Below are 20,560 nucleotides of genomic sequence, written 5' to 3'. Positions count from 1 at the left end.
CTTGTGCTCCTGTCGGACGAATCGCACGACGTGCGCCAATGACAGGGTCCGGGCCATCTGATCTCAGGTTACGCCCGTTACCGGGTGTGCGTGTCTGCATGCAGGAAACACGGAGGCTGACTCCTCAACCCGCCGTCAGGTCACGGAACCAGGTGCGCGAGAAGCTCGTCGACTCCTATCGAGCACACGCCGATGCGCGCGTCCCCGATGCCGATCGGGACCCAGAGCACGTCGTCCACGATGACCCCGCCGCACGAGTACACGACGTTCGGCACGTAGCCGTCGCGACGGTCGCCGACCGGCTGCAGGATCGGGGTCGCCGTCCGACCCAGGACGGTCGTCGGGTCGTCGATGTCGAGGAGCAACGCTCCGAGAGAGTATCTGCGCATCGGGCCTACCCCGTGAACGAGCACGATCCAGCCGTGCGCCGTCTCGAGCGGCGGGCCGCAGTTGCCGGTCTGGACGATCTCCCAGGGCTCCGTCGGTGCATGGACGATCCCTGCCTGGTTCCAGATCACGCCGTCGAGGGACTCCGCCAGCGAGATGTTCTCGCCTCCCGTGCGGCTCAGCGCGAGATACCTGCCGTCCACGGGCCGAGGGAAGAGCGCCATCCCCTTGTCCTGTGCGGCATCGCCGGTCAGCCGATGGATGTCGAACTCGCGCAGATCCGAGGTGATGATCAGACGTGGTGCGATGTTGCGGCCGTCGTACGCGGTGTAGGTCCCGCGGTAGTGGGTGGTACCGGCGAGATCGGTGAATCGTACGAATCGCGCGTCCTCCATTCCGTGCCGTTCCTCTGCCGCCACCGGCGTGAGCACACGCTGGCTGAGCGAGGTCTCGGGGGAGAACACGGCACGGTAGACGGAGTTCGTCAGCTCGCGCAGCGCCTCGATGTGCCGAGCGCTGTCCGCGCGCCGCGAGAGCGCGCGGGGCAGACCGGCCACGGAGGCTTCGACGTCCGACGCGGTGAACCGGTCGGGGAGCCCCTGCAGCACGTTGTGCGAGATCTCATTGACGATCCCCACGTCCTCGACCGCGGCGCGGAAGTGGATGATGCTCCAGTCCCCTTCGTCGATCCGCGCTCGCCACAGCGGAAGCGTGCGTTCCACGAATGTCCAGCGCCGGCCGGGCCCGATGATCGCCTCGGCGAACTCGATGGAGGAGCGGTGACCTTCCCCGATGGAGCGGAGAGCGACGGCGACACGTCGCTGCCCGGGCGCCAATCCTGTCTGGTCGGGATGCTCGACCGCGCTGGGATTGCACAGCGCTGCACCTTCGACGGCGTACTCCGCCGTGAAGCTTGCGCCGAGCACCAGACGACGCGCGACGCTGATGTCGACCGGGTCGGCAAGACGAGAGCTCACGACATCGGCGTTCTCCAGGAACAGAGCGCGGACATCGGGATGCCGCGAACCGAAGTCGTGGGTCAGCTCGGCCGCGAGTGCCTCAGTCTGATCGGGGGGCATCGCCATGACGCGCGCGATGATCTCGCCTGCGCGCGAATGCTCGGCGGACCATTCTTCGCCCGGCAGGAACAACTGGGCGATCACGCGGTCCGGCTGCGCGCTCAGTTCCGCCGTGTGGATGCGTGCCGTCATGGCGCGGTCAGCACATGGTTTCGGTGCGCTTGCTGGTAGGTGCTCAGGGCGGCCAGGGTCGATTCGGCGCCACGGTTCTCGTTTCTGCCGTCGCGTTCGAGCCCGTCGAAACCGGCGCCGGTCTGGTCGTCGAACATGACGGTCCCGCTGTCGTTGAGACCGGTGAACCAACGCCACGCGAGCGCGATCGGGGGGAGCCATACCGGGTCGCCGGTGACGGCGTATGCCCTGGCACACGCGTCCGCGAGCGCGGCGAGCTCCAGGGGCTGCTGATCGAACGACGGCCCTTCCTCGCCGGGTCCGCGTCCTGCGGTCCCGGTCACGGAGAATCGCTCCTCCGATGTCTCCACGGAGAGCAGGAAGTCGAGCATCCGCAGACCCTGGGCCGTGGCATCCGCATCATTGACAGCATCCCCCGCGGCGATCAGCGCTTCTGCGATGGAGGCGTTCCCGTAGGAGAGGCGGCGCTCTGGCCACAGCCAGGTCGGATCCGGCAGCGCAGGCATCGCCGCGATGAATTCCCGGAGCAGCGTTCGGGCGATGTGATCGTCCGCACGCACGCGCACGATCTCAGCCGCACCGAGCGCCGCAAACGCGAGAGTCCGCAAACTCGTCGACCGCTCGCGCGCGGCGATCCGGAAGGTGCGCAGCGCGCGAGCGCGGGTCCACGGGTCGCCCCGCTGCGCGGCGATCGTGCCGAGTGCCCAGAGAAGCCGTCCCCACCAGTCGCCCATTGCCGGGTCGTCCGTCCAGTCGCCGTCGGCGCTCATCCGATTGTGCGCGAGTCCGTCTGCGCGCACGGCCGATTCCAGGAAGCGCAGATAGATCGCAGCCAGTTTCCGCAGCTCGACGGTCTGCCGCCGCTCACGCGCGACCACGATCAACGCGCGCGCCACGTCGTCGGTGCAGTAGCCGTGTTCGCGACGTGGCATGGCGAGGCGAGCGTGTTCGAAGACGCCGTTGTGATCCGTCAGTGCGCGCAGGTGCTCGTAGGGCGGAGAGGGGTCCATCATGCCGCCCTGCCGGCGGCGAGCCTCGCCGTGACTGCGCGGTAGCGGTCGGCGACAGCGGACCACGTCGTCTCGTTCGTCTCGCGGAGCGCGGCTGCACGCATGCGATCAGCGACGGACGTGCCGGTGATGATCTCGCGCAGCGCGTGCGCCGTGGCGTCAGGGTCCTGGTGAGGAACGACCGTCCCGGCTCCGCTCGACAGCAGCTCCACCGCATGGGGGAATGCCGTGGCGACAACGGGAACGCCGGCCGCCACCGCCTCGGCGAGGACGCCAGAGGTCGCCTGGTCGACGGAGTCATACGGCAGGAGGACGACGTCCGCCGACGCGATGAGCGCGGCGAGCTGTGGCGCTTCGAGGTAGCGGCCGTCGATGCGAACGGACGAGCCGACGCCGAGGTCGCCTGCGAGACCCGCGAGCATGGTGCGGTAGCTCTCACCCGCATGCGCGAGCACCTTGGGGTGCGTCTGACCGGCGACGACGTACTCGACGTTCGGCGTGATATCCGTGAGCTGCGCCATGGCGCGGATGCCCCATTCGATGCCCTTGCCGGGCGAGAGGAGGCCCCACGTGACGACGCGGCGGCCGCTGTGCGGCTTCGTATCGCGGAGAGCCACGTGCTGCACGCCATGCGGGATGACGTGAACGCGAGCGAGATCTACCGCGTAGACCGCGGCCAGGTTGTCGCGGGCATGGGTTGTCATCACGACGACCATGGCCGCGAGTCGGCACACGCCTGTGAGTACTTCCCGTTGATGCGGCGTAGGCGCCACGAGCACGGTGTGGAGCACGACGATGGCCGGGATCCTGAGCGCGGCGAGCACGTCGAGAACCTGATCCCCGTCGTGTCCGCCGTAGATCCCGTACTCGTGCTGCACGATCGCGACGTCACACGAGTTGAGCGCCATGATCGCGCGCATCGTGCTGAGACTGTCGCCGGCGATCAGGTCGGTGCGCACGCGAGACCGTGCGAGGGCATCGTGCTGACCGCGATCCTCAGGCTGATCGAGCACCCGTACCACGGTGCCCTCGTCGTCGTGGCGGACGAGCGCGTCGGAGAGCGAGTGGGTGAATGTGGCCAACCCGCAGCGGGTCGGCGGAAAGGTGCTGAGGAATCCGTAGTGGGTCACGACGACGCTCTCTGATGGTGCCCGTGCGGACTCGCTCCGGGCGATGGCGAGACGTCTGCCGACGGCATCCCTCGTGGAACCGCGCCTTCATCGCCGTGGTCCGGTCCACGTCCGGGTGCGAGCCGGACGCTGTGGTTGCACGCTACACGTCCGACCTGGACGTCGTCACAGGATCAGCGCGCCAGCATGGTCTCGTAGACGCTCAGGTACTGGTCGACCATCCGGTCCACGCCGAATCGCGCGACGGCGCGATCGTGGACGTGACGCCGGTTCAGCGCCACGACGGCCGGGAGCGCCGAGATCGCCTCGTCGATCGAGGCCACGGTGCTGCCGGTCACGCCCTCGTCGATGACCGCCGCCATCGAGCCCCGCCGGAACGCGAGAGCCGGCGTGCCGCACATCATCGATTCGACCACCGAGAGCCCGAATGGCTCGTCGAAGTCGATCGGGTGCAGCAGCGCGACGGCGTGACCGAGGACGCGGGCGCGTTCCTCTGCACCCACGGCGCCGAGGAACACGACACCCTCCCCGTCGATGTGGGGCTCCACCTGGCCGTGGAAATAGTCGGCGTCCTGGATGAGGCCGCAGATCACCAGTCGGCGGCCGGCCCGGCGTGCGATCTCGATCGCCGCCGCGGTGCCCTTGTCGGGATGGATGCGCCCGAACGACACCAGGTAATCGTCCGGCTCGGCCACATACGGGAGTTCTCCGGGATCGATCCCGTGGTGGATCGTCGCGAGGTACTCAAGGCTGGGGGAGCGGTCCGCGTCGGAGATGGAGACGAACGCCGATGCCGAGGCGAGGTACGCGGGCAGGATAGCCGGACCCGAGAAGCCGTGGACGGTCGTGACCATCGGTATGGGCCATTGTGCGGTGAAGGCGAGCGGGAGCCAGTCCAGCTGGTTGTGCACGAGATCGTATTCGCCCGCCCGTTCCAGTGCGTGCGCGACGTGGAGCGCCTCCCACACGCGGCCGTCCATCGTCGCGTCTTCCGCGTAGCCGTGCGGCGCGACGGCATCCAGTTCGGCGCCGGTGATCGAGTCGCCGGTCGCGAAGAGCGTCACATCCAGTCCGCGGCGCACCAGCCCCTCGGTCAGCAGACTCGTCACGCGCTCCCACGGTCCATAACTGATCGGTGGCGTCCGCCAGGCGATGGGACCGAGCATCGCGATCTTCACCCGAGCGCTCGCCGGTTCGCCGGGGGTGCCGGCACGTCACTGCCGTTCGTCCGTGCCTTTGCGCTCATGATCGGACGTTACGCCCCGATCCTGGACGGTTCACAGCGCGGGTCGGCTCGCGCGCTCACCGCCGGGCTCCGCGAGTACTCCGGGCTGCTCGCGCCAGGGCCCCCACTCGCAACCGTCGCGTGGGACGATGAGGCATGGAACAGTCATCACGCGCCCGATCGTGCGCCGTGGGAGATCTCGACGACTTCGACATCGACCACCGCGTGACGTTCGCACGTCCTCCGAACCACGGCAGTTCACGACCTCGTGTGAGCGGTCGCCTGAAGCGCATCCGCGGCGTGGATTACCTGATCGCCAACATGCGTCGCCCAGGCATCGAACTCGTGGTCGCCTTTCCGCGACAGCTCGGCGGAGAGGTCGCGGACGTGTTCGGTCCGCTGCCCTTGACATATCTGGTCGAGGTGGGTCAGCCGATGCAGGACCTTCGGAAACCGTTCGCAACCTAGTCGCTTGATCCGACGCGGATGGTGATGGACCAGAGGGGCGTGTCGACGGGAACGCCAAGCGCGGTGCCGCTGACGAGCGTCACAGCGATTGCGACGACGGCGCCGATGACGGTGGCCGGGCTCGTGCGTTTGTTCCTGCGGTTCTTTCCCATCGCTAACTCCCTCATGTCGACTGCGACCCACGAACACATCCAGAGTCGCCGGAACGTCGGAGCGCGACATGGGGCGCGAACCGGCACCAATACCGGTCCGCACCGGAAAGGGGGTACGTGTGCGCTCTGTCCAGACCGCGCATCGCGAAGCCTCGGCTAAGTCATCCGGGCGATTGCGTCATCGAGATCGGCAATCAGAGTCCGCAGCACCTCATCCGGCTCATCATTGCCGGGAAGGTTGTTCCGACTCTCGACATGGGCGGCCCACGGCGTCAGGATCGCGACAACACGTCTGAAAACCTCCGCGCGCTGGGCGTCATTCAGACCGACTTGAACCCAGAGTGTGAGTGCATTCTGAGTGCGCTCCAAAAGAGAATTCAGTTCCTCGTAGGACAAAGCCTCGGTGGCGGGGGTCACGCTCTCTCCTTCACGCAGACAAGAGCCAGCCGCGATTTACGAGCCAGCGCTGGCACCAGTACAAGTTTGCCCCCGGCTCCGAACAGGCGACCAGCGTGGGAGCGCCGGTGGGCTGTTGAACTACCGAGGTGACACAGTGTCGATCGCGGGCTGTTGGATGAGGCGTCGGACACCGCCGCGCGCCAGCATGAGGACGATGATGAGCGCGGTCACTTGGAAGAACCCGCCCAGCGACACGGCGTCACCAAAGGCGAGATCGACGACGCCCAACACGAGGAACTTGCTCCCGGGAAGTACGAGCAGCAGCGTGAGTGCGTTGACCACCCGAGCCACCCACGTCTGGGCAGCACGGAGGCGCGCGACGATTCGCTTCTTCACCCACAGCACAAGCTCGAGGACGAGTTTCAACAGGATCGCGGTGAGCAGCGCGAGCAGGAAGCTCTCGGTGATCACCGCGGGGAAGAGCTGAATGAAGACACCGAGCACGACGAGATAGGCGAGGACGTCGGCGAGATCGACAGCCTGAAGACGCATTCGACGACCCTACCGACACCCGCAGCGGATGCTCGGACACGCGTCCGCTGCGATGACGCTCGACGTCTACGCGGACCTCTTCGACGACGATCTGGACGCCGTTGCGGCTGCTTTCGATCGCGCCAACCGCGCCACAGATGTCTGTCACGAGAAAGGGATCGAGAGTCCTGATGACTCTCGATCCCTTGTCCCGACTGGTGCCCCCGACAGGAATCGAACCTGCGACCTTTGGTACCGGAAACCTCATTCGGGCCGCGTGAGCCGCATCCCGCTCGCCGAAAACCGCGGAATTCCGGGCATTTTGGACCTGGCTCGATCAGCCGAATCCACCCCGTTCTTCGCCAGATGTTGTCAGGATGTTGTCACGGCGCGGGGCCGCCCGGGATGTGCTTGCACCTTCTGAGGCTGAGCTCGCGCGGACGGAACTGGACAGCAACTCAATGCTGCGGGTCAGGTTCCGTGCGACTTGACCCCCTCGGGGCGAGGAAGCTCCGGCTTCCGGACGCGCGCCGTGGGGTGAGTTTGTCAAGGGGTGGCGGCGCTGATGGCGTGAGCGCATCGTTGGCTCGGAGGTGCAGATGATCACGCCGTCGTGCCGCGACGCCTCGCCCGCGATCGCGCCCTATGCTCGCGCCGGCGCGACGCCCCCGCGATGGTCCGCAACGTTGGTCGCCATCGCGATCGTCGGTTCGCTGACCGGATGCGGTGTGACGATCCCATCCGATCCGGACGGCACGCTCGCCGGCGTCGTGAACTCCAGGCACCTCCGGGTGGGGGCCTCTCCCGCTGGCTCGGCGCTGGCCATCGACGACGGTGAGGTCGAGGGGCCGCTCGCTGGTCTCGTCGAGGAGTTCGCCGACACATACGACGCGGAGGTGAAGTGGACGATCGGCAGCGAGGAGATGCTCGTCGGAGGGCTCGAAGCCGGGGATCTCGACCTCGTCGTGGGCGACATGACCGATGCAACGCCCTGGGCCGATCGGGTGTCAGTCACCCGGGGCTATACACGGCTGCCCGGTCTGGAGGGTCGCAAGACGGTCATGCTCGTCCCGCTGGGTGAGAACGGCATACAGGCAGCGCTGGAGACCTTTCTTGACAAGGAGGTGGGCGGTTGAAGTCGCTCGGCCGCACCGACCTCCCGGCGAAGCAGCAGAAGGCGATCCGCAGCGCGATCCGGTGGGAGGTGTTCACGATCGGGTACACGATCGTGACGATCGGCGTGATCGCGTCGGTGCTGGGCGGCTCACAGGCGATGAGGACGGCGTGGATCGAAGACATGCTCTCGCTGATCCCGCAGATCTCGTTTCTGCTCGCCCTGCTCTTCATCCGCCGCCCGCCGACGCGCGCATTCCCGTTCGGCCTGCATCGCACCATGGGGGTCGGGCACCTCGTCGCGGGTGTCGCTCTGCTCGCCGTGGGCGGCACGCTCGCGGTGGAGGCGATCGGTGGCCTGATACGCCAGGAGCATCCCGCCATCGGCACCGTGGTCGTGTTCGGGCAGACGGTGTGGCTGGGCTGGTTCATGATCGCGGTGATGTCACTGATCGTGATCGGCCCGTTCTTCTACGGCCACGCCAAGGCGAAGCTCGCGCCGGTCCTGCATAACAAGGTGCTTTACGCGGATGCCGACATGGCCAAGGCCGACTGGACGACAACGGTCGCGTCGATCGTCGGGGTCGCCGGGATCGGGCTCGGCATCTGGTGGCTCGACGGCGCGGCGGCGCTGTTCATTTCGCTGGGCATCATGTGGGACGGTTTCCGCAACGCCCGTGCCGCCACGCTCGACCTCATCGACCAGCGTGCCCGCACGCACGACGACAAGCACCCGCATCCCCTCATCGACCGCATCGTGGCAGGCCTCGAGCAAGAGCCGTGGATCGACCGGGCGGCGGTGCGGATGCGCGACATGGGGCAGGTGTTCCACGTCGAGGCGTTCGTCGTCCCCCGCCGGCACAAAGTCGCCGTCGACGACATCGAGCGGGCGCGCGAGATGGTCTCCGAACTCGACTGGAAGATGCAGGACGTCTCCATCGTCATCACGCCGTCACTGCCCGAAGAGGCGATCGGCCGCGGAGGGTGAGCAGGGCGGCGTGCGTGTCAACCCCGTCCCGGCGGACGCGACAGCCCCGTACGGTCGAGCCGAGCGTTTCCCGACAGGAGAGCACGATGATCGAGCCGACGACCGACCCACGCACGCTGCACCACGAGGACGGCTTCCCCGAGCAGGAGCAGCAGCAGCCTGGTCTCATCGACCGCACCGTTCCGACCCCAGATCACGGCGAGGATTCGTATCGCGGCAGCGGCCGGCTGACCGGCCGTCGGGCGCTGATCACCGGGGGTGACTCCGGAATCGGGCGCGCTGTCGCGATCGCGTTCGCACGGGAAGGTGCGGACGTCGCGATCGCTCACCTGCCTGAAGAGCAGACGGATGCCGATGCCACCGTGGAACTCGTGACCGCTGCCGGCCGCCGCGGGGTGTCCCTGCCCGGCGACATCCGGGACGAGGGTTTCGCCAGTGCGCTCGTGGACGCCACCGTCAGCGCGTTCGGCGGTCTTGACATCCTCGTCCTGAACGCCGCCTACCAGAAGGACCGCAATGGTCTCCAGAACCTGGAGACCGGCGAGATGGATCGAGTGTTCCGCACCAATCTCTACGCGATGATGTTCACCGCCCGCGCGGCGATCCCGCACCTGAACCCTGGCGCATCGATCATCGTCACCTCCTCCATCCAGGCGTTCAATCCCTCACCGGGACTCATCGACTACGCGATGACGAAGGCCGCGCAGGTCGCGTTCGTCCAGGCACTCGCGGAGGACCTGGGTCCGAGCGGCGTGCGCGTCAACGCCGTCGCACCCGGCCCGATCTGGACCCCGCTGATCCCCGCCACCGGCTGGGATGCCGAACGGCTCGCCACCTTCGGGCAGGACACCCCGCTCGGGCGTGCCGGACAGCCTGCGGAGCTGGCGGGCGCCTATGTCTATCTCGCGTCGGACGACGCTTCATTCGTCTCCGGCGCGGTCCTGCCGGTGACCGGAGGCAAGGGGCTGTAGCAGTCCGGCGTGCGCCGCGCGAAGGTCCGGTGCGTCGAACACTGACGATCGACGGTGCCTTATCTCGCGCGATCAGGCCGCCGCTGGGCGCAGCTCGGGTGGCCGGCCCAGTTGATCGCAGTCGGGGCTGTTCACGATCAGTCCCGCGTTGCTGTTGGCTGCCACCGCGAGCGTGTTCAGGTACTCGCGGTCGAGTGGGACGGGCTCGGCGGACTCGAAGGTGAAGAGAAGGGGGATGGCGGGTTGGATCCACAGCGTGGTTCGTGCTGGGCCGGAGCCCTGCGGATGCTGCCAAGTGAACGTGAAGCTCTCTCCTCGTCGCAACTTGGTGGTGATGACGATCTTCACGTGGGCGAGAACATCGTCGGGGATGGTCAGCGTGTCGAGGCCGTTGCCGTAGTGGAGGGTTCCCACGAGTAGTCCTTTCCGAAGATGCCTACAGAACAGATACTCCACTATCACAGATCCTGTCAATCCCGAACCTTGTGTATCTCGGTGAGTGTGACATGTCTTGTGCTTCACATGGCGGACTGCTAGTTTCGTCCCGCATCTGCCACGCGTCGCGAGCGGCACCAATGCCGCGTTCGGGACGCCAGATTCAGGGGAGTGCGAATGCCGAAGACGGTCGTGCGTCACGAAGGCGAGCATCTGTACGCCGATCAACCGGTAACACCCGCCGGGCAGCAGCTGAGTGATGCCATCCTGCGGCTGCGCACCGCCGAACGCATTCAGGCGGAGCGGGCGCTTCGGGCCTCCGGGCTCTCCAATGTCGACATGACGGCGTTGCGATATCTGGTGCAGGGTGACCGTGATGATCGCGACCTCAGCCCGAAGGACCTCATCGTGATGCTGGATTCTTCCAGCGCCACGGTGACGAACGTGATCGAACGCCTCGTCCGACGGTCCTATCTGGTTCGTGTGCAACATCCGACCGACCGGCGGGCGCACTACCTGAAACCGACCCCGCAGGCGATCGCCCTGGTCGACGATTCGTTCGCCGCACACCACTCGACGATCGTCCACGTGATCGACGGGCTCTCGGCATCCGACCAGAAGACCGCGGCACGCGTAATCCGCGACATCTCCGACGCGCTGGACGAACTCGCACAGAGCTGAGGCGGCAGGCAAGCCCAAACGCTCGCACGCCCGCCTCAAACGCGCCCGCGGTGCCCGTGGATTTGCTTGACGCCGGCATTACCCTCGTGACCAGCGGTGTCCGCGGACCCGACGGCGAGAATAGGCACCGGCCTGGAGCTGTCTCGGATGGGCGACAGTCCAGAGCGACGGCGCAACGCTACTCCGCCTTACCGGGTCGTCTGAAGCAGTGCTCGCCCACCCTGTCGACGAAAGCGTCACCGTCCTCATCCGACTCGCGACCCACGTCACGATTCATTGAACCGCGGCCTATGCGAGCGGACCACGATCACGGCCGCCCCCGCGCTGCGCCGCTTCTCTGCCGCCTGTCCGTGATGCCGATCATCCCCATCCGTGGTGCCTGACGCGGGCCGGGCTGAGGTGGGGAATCGGGATCGGCTTCGAACGGGTGGACGATGCCTCCACGTGTCGAAGCTGCTGCGCGGCGCGCAGCACCTCCTCCTGGGATGCATGAACGCTGGGGCGAACGCCGAGCCCCAACCAGATCGCCTCGTAGCCGCCGGTGTCGAGTCGTTCGACATAGGCCACCAGGCGCGCCGCATCACCCTCGTCGACCGCGGTGTCGCACAGCCGCCAGGCGGCATCCCCGAGCGGTTCGAACACCAGACTCCGTTGATCTGCCGTGATCATCTGAACCTCCGAGCCAACGATGCGCCCACTCCCGTCACTGCGGTGCCCCCTTGACAAACGCCGCAGGCGCACTCCGCAGGTCCTGTCTTCGCGGTACCGCCCGCCCATAGTGTCGTCAACCCCATCGGCCGTGCAGGCGGTGCGCCTTACCGTCGTGACCGAAACCCGTCGGCATCCGACCGACAACCTCACAGAAGGGATGCGAAATGTCCAACCAGAACCCGATTCTGCCCGTGGATGGCGACGACGACAGCGACGACGACTCCGTCACGGAGGCCGAAGCCACTCGTGAACTGGACGGCGAGCGAGTGCTCGATCCCGACGCCAACGACGATCTGATCGACAGCGCCGAGGCTGACCGGCTCGCTGCTGAGGACCCCGAGGGGCGCTGATCATGCCCCGTGGCCAAGACTCCCGTCTCAAAGACCCGGAACTCTACGAGGAGTTGCGCCGAGACGGAGCATCGAAGGAGAAAGCTGCCCGGATCTCCAACGCCGCCGGCGGCACCCAGTCCGGCCGCTCCCGCGTCGGCGGCAAAGGTGGCGAAGCCGGCAGCTACGACGACTGGACAGTTCCCGAACTGCGCAAGCGCGCCAAGGAGCTCGGGCTGTCCGGCTACTCCAGGAAGCGTAAGAAGGACCTCATCCAATCCCTCCGTAACCACTGACGGCAACCTCCTTCCCGGGCGACCACGGCATCGGGCTCGTCGCCGCTGGCACGGCGTCCGCCGGCGTGGTTTCAGAGTGAAGTTCCTGACAAGCTCGGGTGGCCGGAAACGTACCCCTGCGGTCGAGCTGCCTCGTCTCGCGCAGTTCGTAGCAGCTCCGCATCGACAGCGCGAAGAGAATCGTTGACGGTGACCTCCGTGGCTCCGCGGAGCATCGTGTCTGCGAGGTGCTCGCGCGCGGCGGCATCCGTTCTCCCCAGGGCGATCGCCTCGTTGTGGTGGCGTCCGCGCGTCAGCCCGACGTACAGACCGGCCGCGTCGACGTCGGGACCGACGACTGCGGCATCGGTGGTCTCGCCTTGGATTCCGTGCACCGTGGATGCGTAGGCGAGCATGACGTGGTCGAGGGCGTAGTCGCGGGTGATGCGGCGGCGTTCGCCGCTGTCGGTGGGGGAGACCAAGTCGATGGTGTCGGGGTCGATGCGCGTGATGATCCATTGCGCACGGTTCTCGACGCCGGTCCGCGGATCGTTGCGTCGCGTCTGCACCGCATCGCCGACGAGAAGCCGTTGTTCGTCTCGCCCCCAAGCGAGGACTGTGGAGTTCATCTCGCCGGCCGCGACGCGTCGCTCCTGGATCTGCGCGTTGATTGCATCGGCCTCGATGTTGGATCCACACACCAGGGCCACTCGTCGGCCGTGAGCGGTTTCGTCGAAGTAGGCGCTGACCATGGCGGCTCGCGCTTCCTCAATGTTGTCCACGCGTCGCACATGACCGCGGGCCGAGAGATCGGCGGCGATCTGGAGCGCGTGATCGTGGTCGCGCGGGTCGCGCAGCTGCAGCGTCAGTGCCGCGTACTCGGCGTCGTGAAAGCGATGCACCGTGTGCATCTCGATTGCTGCCGAGGCATGGCGGATCGCTGATGCCATGGCTCCGGCGTGCCCGACGGGGAGGGCCTGATGCGTGTCGCCGACCATGGCCATTCCGGCGCCGGTTTCCAGCGCGACTTCGGTGAGAGCGTCTGCGGTCTGCAGGTCCACCATCCCGGCTTCGTCGACGACGATGCGGTCGCGTGCGTCGAGAGGGAACCGTTGCGGCCCACGGTAGGTCTGCCCGGTCGTGGGGTCGATGTCGCCCGGCGCGAGTCGTTGCCAGACCTGAGCGCCGGTCTGATCCCGCGACCACCTGTACCCGTGGTCGTGCAGCAGCGCGTGGAGACTCGACGATGCCGCGCCGGTCTCCCGCCCAGCCACGGAGGCCGCCTTGCGGGTCGGAGCGACCACGAGCATGCGGCGCCGCTGCCGAATGAGCGCAGCGTGGGCCGCGCGCAGCATCGTGGTCTTGCCGGCACCGGCTGGTCCGGTCACCGCGACCAGTCCATGCGTCCCGGCGATCGCGCACGCCGCCGCTGACTGCGCCGCGTCCAGCTTCTTCAGGTCGTCAACGGATGCCGCCCCGCGCCGCAGCTCATCGGGGAGGAGTGACCGGCCGGGCACGGCGATGGCGTCGAAGCGGCGGCCGACGCGTATCTTCAGCCGCATGGTGTCGGTCGCCATGAACGCCTTGATGTGGCCCGGTATGTCGGGCTCGGACGAGAGCCTGACGTAGAGCGAGCGTGCTCGCGCGGCGATGGTCTCGACGATGTCCTCGAGTGCCTCACGCTCCGCCACGACTCCGGTGCCGGCGAGTGCGCGGATCGCGCCGGCGCGCAGATCGAATTGACTGAATCGACCGCTCGACGCGCGCGACCGGTCATCGGCCTCCACAACCGCAGCGTGTGCCAACAGGTCGAGATCGAGGTCCTCGGCGCGTACTTGCGGCGGCTGGCAGTGCTCGCGTTCCTCGGTGAGGGTGGGGTCGATCGCGGCCAGCTCGTCGCGGACCGCCGCCTCCCACGTCAGTTCATCCAGGAGCGCAGGCTTGTTCGGGCGTGACATCGCCCACGCTCGGCGATCGATCTGCTGCAGCACCTCGACGCTCGGGCGTGCGCCACCGTGTGCGCGCGTCCACTCTGCGATCAGCTGAACGCGGTTGGCTTCGATCTGCGCCGACCGGCGGGAGAACGGGGCGACGGCGCAGGAGAGTTCGGCAATCTCGCCGTCCTCGCCGATCGTGTATCCGTGCCGGGCGAGCGCGGCGATCCACTGTGGGTCGGTGCGCGCCGCCAGCTCGCCTTCCGCGTTGACGACCGTGTGGAATTTCATCGCGACGCGTGAGTCGACGTTCGACCATCTTCCGTCCTCGCCCCGGACTTTGATGTTCAGCCAGAGGTGTCGGTGGATGTGCGGGTCGAGCGCGCGCGAGCGGCGGTGCTGCAGTTCGACCACCTCGAGTTGAGCGATCGACTCACGGATGCTGCCGCCATGACCACGCCGAGCGTTCAACTCGCGCTGCCATAGTGTGATGACCCGGTCTCGGATACGGTCCTGCAACGCCTCGAACTCGGCTGCCAACTCCGGATGCAGCATCGCGGCGATGCTGTACGACTTCGGGTGGTTCAGCGTCCCGTCCAGCAGCAGGTCCGAGTCAGAGCGCAACAACGTCTTGCCGCGCTCTTCGCCGGTGACCGGGTCATGTCCGCTTAGCCATACCCGCAACGCGCCAGCCGAGAGTTCGTCGGATCGGATCGCTCCATGCTCGACAAGGAAGCGCGTCACCGAACTGTCAGCGATGCCGCCGTACTCCTCGAGCGCATCAACGCCGGGGGAGCGGACGAGGTGTGCGTCGCAGACGCCCTCCAGTGCGTAGCCGACGGCATGTCGGATCCCGCGGGACTCCACTCCCCGCTTCCACCGCTCGAGTCCTCCTCGCATGGCGCCAACGGTACGCCTCTTCTTGCCTAATCGCTATCGATTTACACATTGGTGCCTGCGTGCATTGCGGCTTCTCTCTCTCTCTCGTCTTGCCTCTGTCGTTGGTCTTCGCTCTTGGCTCTTGGCTCTTGGCTCTTGGCTCTTGGCTCTTGGTCGTCTCTGAGTTCTGGTCGTCTGTTGGTCGGTCGGAGCTCGTCCGGCTGGGGCGCGGCGCCGCCATCGCGCATTTCATCGGCGTGGCTATCCGAACAGCAACCGCCTGCCGGCCAGCAGGCAGAAGCGGGCACCGGTCGCACACGGTTGGCCAGCGGCATCCGCCTGGGCGGCGACCGGCATTCGAGCCGTGAGCCAAGCGACGCGATGCCGGCGAGGGCCGCGCCGCGATCGCCTGTCACGGGATGTAGGTGTTGTTGTTGATTCCCAGTTGGAACAGCTCGCCGCCCCAGAGGATCTGCGCGACGATGATCCCGATCCCGGAGGCAACGATCACCGCGACGATCGCCAAGGCGATGCCGCGCTTGCCATAGGCCCACCATCCCACCACCAGCAGCAGAATGAGTCCGATGAGGTGGGCAAGGATGAGCGGCACGCCTCCGATGACCTCCGCGAAACCTGCCATCGTCGTGTCGGCGGATAGCGCCTTGGGCTGTTCTGTCTGCGCCTCGAATTGAGCGAATCCGTACCATGCCCACGCGACGGCCGATGCGATGACGCCAAGTGACGCGAGGAGCCAGAAGGCTGCCCGCGTGCTCGTCGAGCTGTGATCGGACTTCGCCGTTGCAGGGGCAGTCACACGGGCAGCCTACTCACGACATGCTTGGCAGAATCGCCTGCTCGCGGACCCCGGTGCAGTCGGGAGGTATGCGATCCTGCGAACGCCGGTTCGCGGCGGAATCGCGGGTGTTGGTCCGACGGGCACCTCGGTTCTTGGGCGGCCCTTCTCGCGCGGGCGCGGTGGGCATCTGTGGCCGCTGTGGTGTAATCCGGGTAGAACGGGTTCATGGGATCCCCGCTGGTGTTGGGGCCGATGCTGCGCTACGTCGATGAGACGTCGGCCAGCATCTGGGTGGAGACGCGAGCCCAGTGCGTGGTGACCGTCCGTGCTGAGGGACGATCGTGGCAGGCTCGCAGCTTCGCGGTGCACGGCCACCATTACGCGCTCGTTGAAGTTGACCGGCTCGAGCCCGGCAGCGTCTCTCCGTACCGGGTGGAGATCGACGGGGTCTCGGTCTGGCCGGAGCCGGGCTCGGAGTTTCCGGCGTCCGTGATCGCCACGCGTACGCCCGGGCAACGGCCGCGGATCGCCTACGGATCGTGCCGTACCAGCGTCCCGCACGACCGGTCAGGCAACCGAACTCATGGCGTCGACTCGCTGCGCGCCTTTGCGCTCGCGGTCGCCGACGGCCGCGTGGACCGACCGGACCTGCTGCTCTTCCTCGGCGACCAGGTGTACGCCGACTCCACCACGAAGCAGATGCAGGCGTTCATCCGCAGCCGCCGCGACATCCATGAGGAACCGGGCAAGGAGCTCAAAGACTTCGAAGAATACGCCCACCTGTACCAGCTGGCATGGTCGGACGATGCGAATCGGTGGCTGCTCTCCTGCGTGCCGAGCGCGATGATCTTCGATGACCACGACATCCGCGATGACTGGAACGCCTCGCTCGATTGGAAGCGGAAGATGGAAGCCACCACCTGGTGGCACGAGCGCATCGTCGCCGGCTTGGCGTCGTACTGGATATACCAGCACCTCGGCAACTTGTCTCCTCGGGAACGTGCCACTGACGAGATGTGGCAGCAGGTCACTGGGCGCCACGACGTCGCTCCTCCCGACCTCGGTGGCGCACTCGACGCGTTCGCGGACCGCTGCGACAAGGACCCGAACAGCTACCGCTGGAGCTATTCCCGAGACTTCGATGGCACCCGTCTGATCGTCCTGGATTCCCGCGTCGCGAGAGATCTCACTCCTTCGGCTCGGGGACTGCTCAACGGCGAGGAGCTCACGTGGTTCGACCGCCAGATGCAGGGCGGATTCCGCCACGTTCTGATCGCCACCTCGCTCCCGTTCCTTCTGCCGCTGGGCCTGCACCATGTCGAGGCATGGGATGAGGCGATCGCGCAAGGCGCTTGGGGTCGACCGGCCGCGTGGGTCGGGGAACGGCTGCGGCAGGCCTTCGACCTGGAACACTGGGCGGCGTTCCAGAACAGCTTCCAGGCGGTCGCCGGCATTGCGACGGAGTTGGCGGACGGCGCCCGCGGGCCGTCGCCGCTGACGGTGACGTTCCTGTCCGGTGACGTGCACTTCTCGTACTTGGCCGAGGTCGCGCGGCAGAACGGCAGCCGCATCGTGCAGGCCGTCTGCTCACCGATGCGGAACCCCCTTCCCCGCTTTCTGCGTTGGTTCTCCGTGGTGATGTCGTACGGCGCAGCGACCCCGCTGGGCGCCGCCGCCGCGCATTCTGCGAAAGTCCCTGACCCATCCTTTCGCTGGAAGACCGTGAAGGGTCCGTGGTTCGACAACAACATCGCGGTTCTGCAGGACGGACCTGACGGGTTCACCATGACGTGGCACACCGGTGTGGTCGAGGACGCAGACGAACGGCATCCTCGTCTAGAAGTGGTGGCATCAATCACGGTGCCGGCGAGGGGAGACTCCAAAGTGGCGTCGTGAGCGACTACGTATCCTGCCGAGTAATCCGCACACGTCGGTTGATCGAGTTCGCTGTCTTTCAGGCGGCGTCGCCGAGGTCATCTCCTGGGAGTGGGGGCGCGGTGGGGTTTGCGATCGGCACTGCGCCGTCTTCGTGCTTATTCTCGCCACGCGCAACGCCACCTGGCCGTACGTGCTCGGCCCGTGCTTCAGATCGCCGGAGCGGCGGCCGGAGCGTCTCTGGGTGGATGGTTCGTGGCGAACATCGCCACGGCGGTGAAGCGTCGGTCCTCCGTGCGGGCGTGATCCCTGTCCGTGCGGTGATCGAATCAGGTACCATTCGGGCGGTCGATTGGGATCCGTTCGTGCGCAAGAGATCCGCGCGGGCTGGAACGTGAGGTCCAACGCTTCGCACCGCGCGACCGGATCAGGGGTGGGGCGGACGGAAGACACGCTCGACCACGGCATCGATGCCGACCTCATCGGGGTCGATCGATTCGACGTACAGTCGCGCCGACGCAATCAGTCCGTCACGGATGATCGCGACGATCACACCGCACGCTGCATACGGCTGGCCATCAGTATGGTGGCCGCTCCAAGCCAGTTCCCCCCACTCCATGTCGTCGAGCCGACAGAAGGAGAGCAGCTCGGCGTGGAAATCGGGGATGCCAGCGAACACGCCGGTCCAGTTCGAGAACACTTGTGCGCGTCCGACGAACTCCCGCCCCGGATGGGCAGGCTGCTCACTTCGATAGTCGAGGGCGAAGAAGGACGCGAAGCGCTCAGCGTCGTGGTCGTTCTGCGCTTGTGTGAGACGTTGGAGGACGGTGTCCATGGCGCACCCTCGCATCACGGTGTTCAAAGGGTTCCGGCGACAGAGGCCTGTGGCCGCGGCAAGCATTCCACCCCGCAGACGGGCACACAATCCCCCGTCACCGACCCTTGCCGAGCGTGCTGGAGGATCGGGTCTGGTGGAGTCGATCTGGCGTGGTCTGATGTCTACGCGAGCAGCCCCATGAGGATCCTGTGGTTGCAGTTACGGCCGCGATAGACGGTGCGAGGTGGCGTCTACTCGGACGGCGACCGCGTCACCCCGCCCGAGGGCGGGGTGACGCGGTCGTCGCGTTACTGCTCTAGCGGTTGTGGTTCGTCGGCGGTGTGCTCCTGTGCCCGGATGACAGGACGGCCGCCTTCGGATGCCACGTCGATTTTGCGGGGCCTGGCTTTCTCGCTGACCGGGATGGTGACGCTCAGTACGCCGTTGTCGTAGCTCGCGGTGATGCGCTCGGTGTCTACTCCCTGCCCCAGGTTGAGCTGACGAAGGAAGCTGGCGGCTTCACGCTCGCGGGTGATCCACTTGACTCCTTCGCCGCTGGACAGCGTCCGTTCGGCGCGGATCGTCAGCAGTTGGCCGTCCACATCGATGTCGACGGAACCCGGATCCACCCCGGGCAGGTCGGCGCTGAGGACGTAGTGGTCGCCGGAACGGTAGAGGTCCATCGGCATGCGGCGCGGGCCGCGGCGCGTGTCCATCAGTGTTGCCGCCAGGCGGTCGAGGTCGCGGAACGGGTCGTAGGTTGCCATGAGTTTCTCCTCTCAGAATCAAGAGTTGAGCCAACTCGACTCAACTAATCGTAGATTAGCACTCACGAAGGTGGAGTGCCAGATTTCTGCGTCCTGGGGCGGCCGTCGCTGAGCGACACGCCCATCACGACGACAGCGTCGAGCAGCTCGGGTCGCTCGCTTTCCCGAGAGCCGCACTCCGCTGGGACCGCCCTGCTCCCGGGGTGGTCGCCGCGCTCTTCTCCGTCGGCGGGCAGCCTGACGCCTCAGGCGGAGACGCGCTCTCGAATGGGCGGCAGATGCGGGATGGGCACAGGGCGCCGTGCGGCTGGCCGTGGTGGGCGACTGACCTTGTCGATGACGGCGTTGAGGACTTCCGACGGTGCCATCCAGTGCTCCGCGAGCCCGAGGTCGCGCAGCCACACGACGTCGTACTCGAGATCATCGACCTCATAGACGTGCGCCACGACACGCGCCTCGTGCATCTCTGGTAGCGAGAGATCCTCGATCAGCCACTTGATAGAGGTGACCCTGCGCATCCGGAATCGAGTGGTCGGGTCGGTTGACATTGTTCGCCTCCGTTCCTGGATCAACCAGCGGAAGCCCCGTCACGTCGGCAGCACACACGTCGCCGTGCAGCTGCTCCGCAGGGAGGATCGCCGAAGATCCCCGACGTGCGGCCACGAGCACTCCCGCCGGAATGTCGTCACGTCAATGATAGAAATCACGGATCGCACTCTCAAGAGCTGAGTGCCAGATGCCGGGTGCACGGCGGAGATGGAGGGCCGTGCCCGCCCTATCGGGAGGACCCTTCGGGCATCGGGTGTTCCAGCGTGCTTGTGTGCGCGTAGCGATCAAGCCGAATTGTCGGTCGATTCGTCGGCGACGGCGGCGAGCTCGAGGATCCGTGCTTCCAGCGCACGCAGGAGCGGCTCGCGTCTGGCCGTCTTCAGCACTTCGGTGATGTAGGACTGCGCGAGTCCTGTGGCAACGAGGCCGGCATAGCCGCTGTCCTCTATCTCGACCACGAGGTGACTGACGGTGTCGACATCGTCGGCGACCATCGCGCGGAGCAGTCGTGCTGCGAGCAGATCTGGGCCCTCCATGTCGGATCACTCCTTTCGTTGCGGGATTCTAGGAACCGATCCGGCAATGCTCAAGGGTGTCGACTGCACCCGCCGCACTCGTCTTTCGCCGTAAACCGCTCCCTCATGCGTGTCGCTGTGCCCGCACAGATCGGGGCCGCCGAACGAACCTCGAAGAGCGGGCACGGCACGTAGGCGGTGCCGCAAGCGTTCGTCGCAGGCGCCCAGACGCGACAGAGCCGGACCAATGAGCATGACTCCACCACAGGCAAGATGTACTCCTGGCGTCCCTCACCGCGCCGATGCCCGCAAGAGGATCGGCGGATTCAAGCGGTCATCGCAACAGGACAGATCTGATGATCTCATTCGGGGTCTGAAACTCGAGCCGCTTGCGGGGCCGGTCGTTGAGCTC

The 20,560-nt window shown here is 66.6% G+C and carries 23 protein-coding genes and 1 pseudogene; 9 read left to right on the top strand and 15 right to left on the bottom strand.

The window, feature by feature from the left end:
- Positions 1–140 precede the first annotated feature (140 nt).
- The 4 genes from ACFC1K_RS07955 to ACFC1K_RS07940 form a co-directional block, all read right to left on the bottom strand.
- Entirely contained in the window at positions 141–1,598 is a 1,458-nt protein-coding gene (locus ACFC1K_RS07955) for a glycosylase (RefSeq protein WP_375871187.1), read from the bottom strand.
- Entirely contained in the window at positions 1,595–2,611 is a 1,017-nt protein-coding gene (locus ACFC1K_RS07950; RefSeq protein ID WP_375871186.1) for a glycosyltransferase, read from the bottom strand. The genes ACFC1K_RS07955 and ACFC1K_RS07950 overlap by 4 nt, the downstream gene beginning before the upstream one ends.
- Positions 2,608–3,690 (bottom strand): glycosyltransferase, encoded by a 1,083-nt coding sequence (locus tag ACFC1K_RS07945; protein ID WP_375871185.1) that lies wholly within the window; start codon positions 3,688–3,690, stop codon positions 2,608–2,610. Before ACFC1K_RS07945 ends, ACFC1K_RS07950 begins: the two co-directional genes overlap by 4 nt.
- Positions 3,691–3,911: 221 nt before the next feature.
- Entirely contained in the window at positions 3,912–4,847 is a 936-nt protein-coding gene (locus ACFC1K_RS07940) for a glycosyltransferase family 4 protein (protein ID WP_375871184.1), read from the bottom strand.
- A gap of 305 nt (positions 4,848–5,152) precedes the next feature.
- Between ACFC1K_RS07940 and ACFC1K_RS07935 the strand changes: the two genes are divergently transcribed.
- Positions 5,153–5,431 carry a hypothetical protein gene (locus tag ACFC1K_RS07935; protein ID WP_375871183.1) on the top strand — a complete coding sequence of 93 codons (279 nt, stop codon included), beginning with the start codon at positions 5,153–5,155 and terminating at the stop codon, positions 5,429–5,431.
- Here the strand turns inward: ACFC1K_RS07935 and ACFC1K_RS07930 are convergent.
- From ACFC1K_RS07930 to ACFC1K_RS07920, 3 genes are all read right to left on the bottom strand, one after another.
- Positions 5,428–5,583: a hypothetical protein gene (locus ACFC1K_RS07930; RefSeq protein ID WP_375871182.1), complete on the bottom strand. Its 156-nt coding sequence runs from the start codon at positions 5,581–5,583 to the stop codon at positions 5,428–5,430. The genes ACFC1K_RS07935 and ACFC1K_RS07930 overlap by 4 nt on opposite strands.
- A 156-nt stretch (positions 5,584–5,739) precedes the next feature.
- Positions 5,740–6,000 carry a hypothetical protein gene (locus tag ACFC1K_RS07925; RefSeq protein ID WP_310289538.1) on the bottom strand — a complete coding sequence of 87 codons (261 nt, stop codon included), beginning with the start codon at positions 5,998–6,000 and terminating at the stop codon, positions 5,740–5,742.
- Positions 6,001–6,120: 120 nt separating this feature from the next.
- Positions 6,121–6,534, bottom strand: a complete 414-nt coding sequence (locus tag ACFC1K_RS07920) for a hypothetical protein (RefSeq protein WP_375871181.1) — start codon at positions 6,532–6,534, stop codon at positions 6,121–6,123.
- Positions 6,535–6,556: 22 nt separating this feature from the next.
- Between ACFC1K_RS07920 and ACFC1K_RS07915 the strand changes: the two are divergent.
- From ACFC1K_RS07915 to ACFC1K_RS07900, 4 genes and pseudogenes are all read left to right on the top strand, one after another.
- Positions 6,557–6,658, top strand: a pseudogene (locus tag ACFC1K_RS07915) (integrase); the annotation flags it as partial.
- Between the two features lie 454 nt (positions 6,659–7,112).
- A complete protein-coding gene (locus tag ACFC1K_RS07910) occupies positions 7,113–7,649 on the top strand; it encodes a hypothetical protein (RefSeq protein ID WP_375871180.1) in 537 nt (178 codons plus the stop codon).
- Positions 7,646–8,614, top strand: a complete 969-nt coding sequence (locus ACFC1K_RS07905; RefSeq protein WP_375871179.1) for a cation diffusion facilitator family transporter — start codon at positions 7,646–7,648, stop codon at positions 8,612–8,614. Before ACFC1K_RS07910 ends, ACFC1K_RS07905 begins: the two co-directional genes overlap by 4 nt.
- Before the next feature lie 86 nt (positions 8,615–8,700).
- Positions 8,701–9,585 (top strand): SDR family oxidoreductase, encoded by an 885-nt coding sequence (locus tag ACFC1K_RS07900; protein ID WP_375871178.1) that lies wholly within the window; start codon positions 8,701–8,703, stop codon positions 9,583–9,585.
- Positions 9,586–9,657: 72 nt separating this feature from the next.
- Here ACFC1K_RS07900 and ACFC1K_RS07895 read toward each other — a convergent pair whose 3' ends face one another.
- The gene (locus ACFC1K_RS07895; protein WP_375871177.1) at positions 9,658–9,999 is read right to left on the bottom strand and encodes a hypothetical protein; all 342 of its coding nucleotides are present in this window, start codon (positions 9,997–9,999) and stop codon (positions 9,658–9,660) included.
- A 198-nt stretch (positions 10,000–10,197) separates the two neighbouring features.
- Here ACFC1K_RS07895 and ACFC1K_RS07890 point away from each other — a divergent pair, with 198 nt between their 5' ends.
- On the top strand, positions 10,198–10,701 hold the full coding sequence (locus ACFC1K_RS07890) for a MarR family winged helix-turn-helix transcriptional regulator (RefSeq protein WP_375871176.1): 504 nt from the start codon (positions 10,198–10,200) through the stop codon (positions 10,699–10,701).
- A 360-nt stretch (positions 10,702–11,061) separates the two neighbouring features.
- On the opposite strand, the gene ACFC1K_RS07885 is transcribed toward ACFC1K_RS07890, so the two are convergent.
- Positions 11,062–11,370, bottom strand: coding sequence for a hypothetical protein (locus tag ACFC1K_RS07885; RefSeq protein ID WP_375871175.1), 309 nt, complete (start codon positions 11,368–11,370; stop codon positions 11,062–11,064).
- Between the two features lie 206 nt (positions 11,371–11,576).
- On the opposite strand from ACFC1K_RS07885, the gene ACFC1K_RS07880 reads away from it, so the two are divergent.
- Entirely contained in the window at positions 11,577–11,762 is a 186-nt protein-coding gene (locus ACFC1K_RS07880; protein ID WP_375871174.1) for a hypothetical protein, read from the top strand.
- Positions 11,763–11,764: 2 nt separating this feature from the next.
- Complete coding sequence (locus ACFC1K_RS07875; RefSeq protein ID WP_375871173.1) at positions 11,765–12,037, top strand: Rho termination factor N-terminal domain-containing protein; 273 nt, start codon at positions 11,765–11,767, stop codon at positions 12,035–12,037.
- A gap of 71 nt (positions 12,038–12,108) precedes the next feature.
- Here the strand turns inward: ACFC1K_RS07875 and ACFC1K_RS07870 are convergent, their stop codons facing one another.
- Positions 12,109–14,850, bottom strand: a complete 2,742-nt coding sequence (locus ACFC1K_RS07870; RefSeq protein WP_375871172.1) for an AAA family ATPase — start codon at positions 14,848–14,850, stop codon at positions 12,109–12,111.
- A gap of 391 nt (positions 14,851–15,241) precedes the next feature.
- Positions 15,242–15,643, bottom strand: coding sequence for a hypothetical protein (locus ACFC1K_RS07865; protein ID WP_375871171.1), 402 nt, complete (start codon positions 15,641–15,643; stop codon positions 15,242–15,244).
- A gap of 207 nt (positions 15,644–15,850) precedes the next feature.
- On the opposite strand from ACFC1K_RS07865, the gene ACFC1K_RS07860 reads away from it, so the two are divergent.
- Positions 15,851–17,521 (top strand): alkaline phosphatase D family protein, encoded by a 1,671-nt coding sequence (locus ACFC1K_RS07860; protein ID WP_375871170.1) that lies wholly within the window; start codon positions 15,851–15,853, stop codon positions 17,519–17,521.
- 406 nt (positions 17,522–17,927) lie between these two features.
- Here the strand turns inward: ACFC1K_RS07860 and ACFC1K_RS07855 are convergent, their stop codons facing one another.
- From ACFC1K_RS07855 to ACFC1K_RS07840, 4 genes are all read right to left on the bottom strand, one after another.
- Positions 17,928–18,335, bottom strand: a complete 408-nt coding sequence (locus ACFC1K_RS07855) for a nuclear transport factor 2 family protein (RefSeq protein WP_375870094.1) — start codon at positions 18,333–18,335, stop codon at positions 17,928–17,930.
- Between the two features lie 290 nt (positions 18,336–18,625).
- The gene (locus ACFC1K_RS07850; RefSeq protein ID WP_375871169.1) at positions 18,626–19,084 is read right to left on the bottom strand and encodes an Hsp20/alpha crystallin family protein; all 459 of its coding nucleotides are present in this window, start codon (positions 19,082–19,084) and stop codon (positions 18,626–18,628) included.
- 245 nt (positions 19,085–19,329) lie between these two features.
- The gene (locus ACFC1K_RS07845; protein ID WP_375871168.1) at positions 19,330–19,632 is read right to left on the bottom strand and encodes a hypothetical protein; all 303 of its coding nucleotides are present in this window, start codon (positions 19,630–19,632) and stop codon (positions 19,330–19,332) included.
- Positions 19,633–19,917: 285 nt separating this feature from the next.
- Positions 19,918–20,169: a hypothetical protein gene (locus ACFC1K_RS07840; protein WP_375871167.1), complete on the bottom strand. Its 252-nt coding sequence runs from the start codon at positions 20,167–20,169 to the stop codon at positions 19,918–19,920.
- Between the last annotated feature and the right edge of the window lie 391 nt (positions 20,170–20,560).

The sequence above is a fragment of the Microbacterium sp. NPDC056057 genome (assembly GCF_042266945.1).
Classification (GTDB): Bacteria; Actinomycetota; Actinomycetes; order Actinomycetales; family Microbacteriaceae; genus Microbacterium; species Microbacterium trichothecenolyticum_C.
The sequence above is the reverse complement of the archived record's forward strand: the minus strand, read 5'-3'. Positions and strand labels throughout refer to the sequence as shown.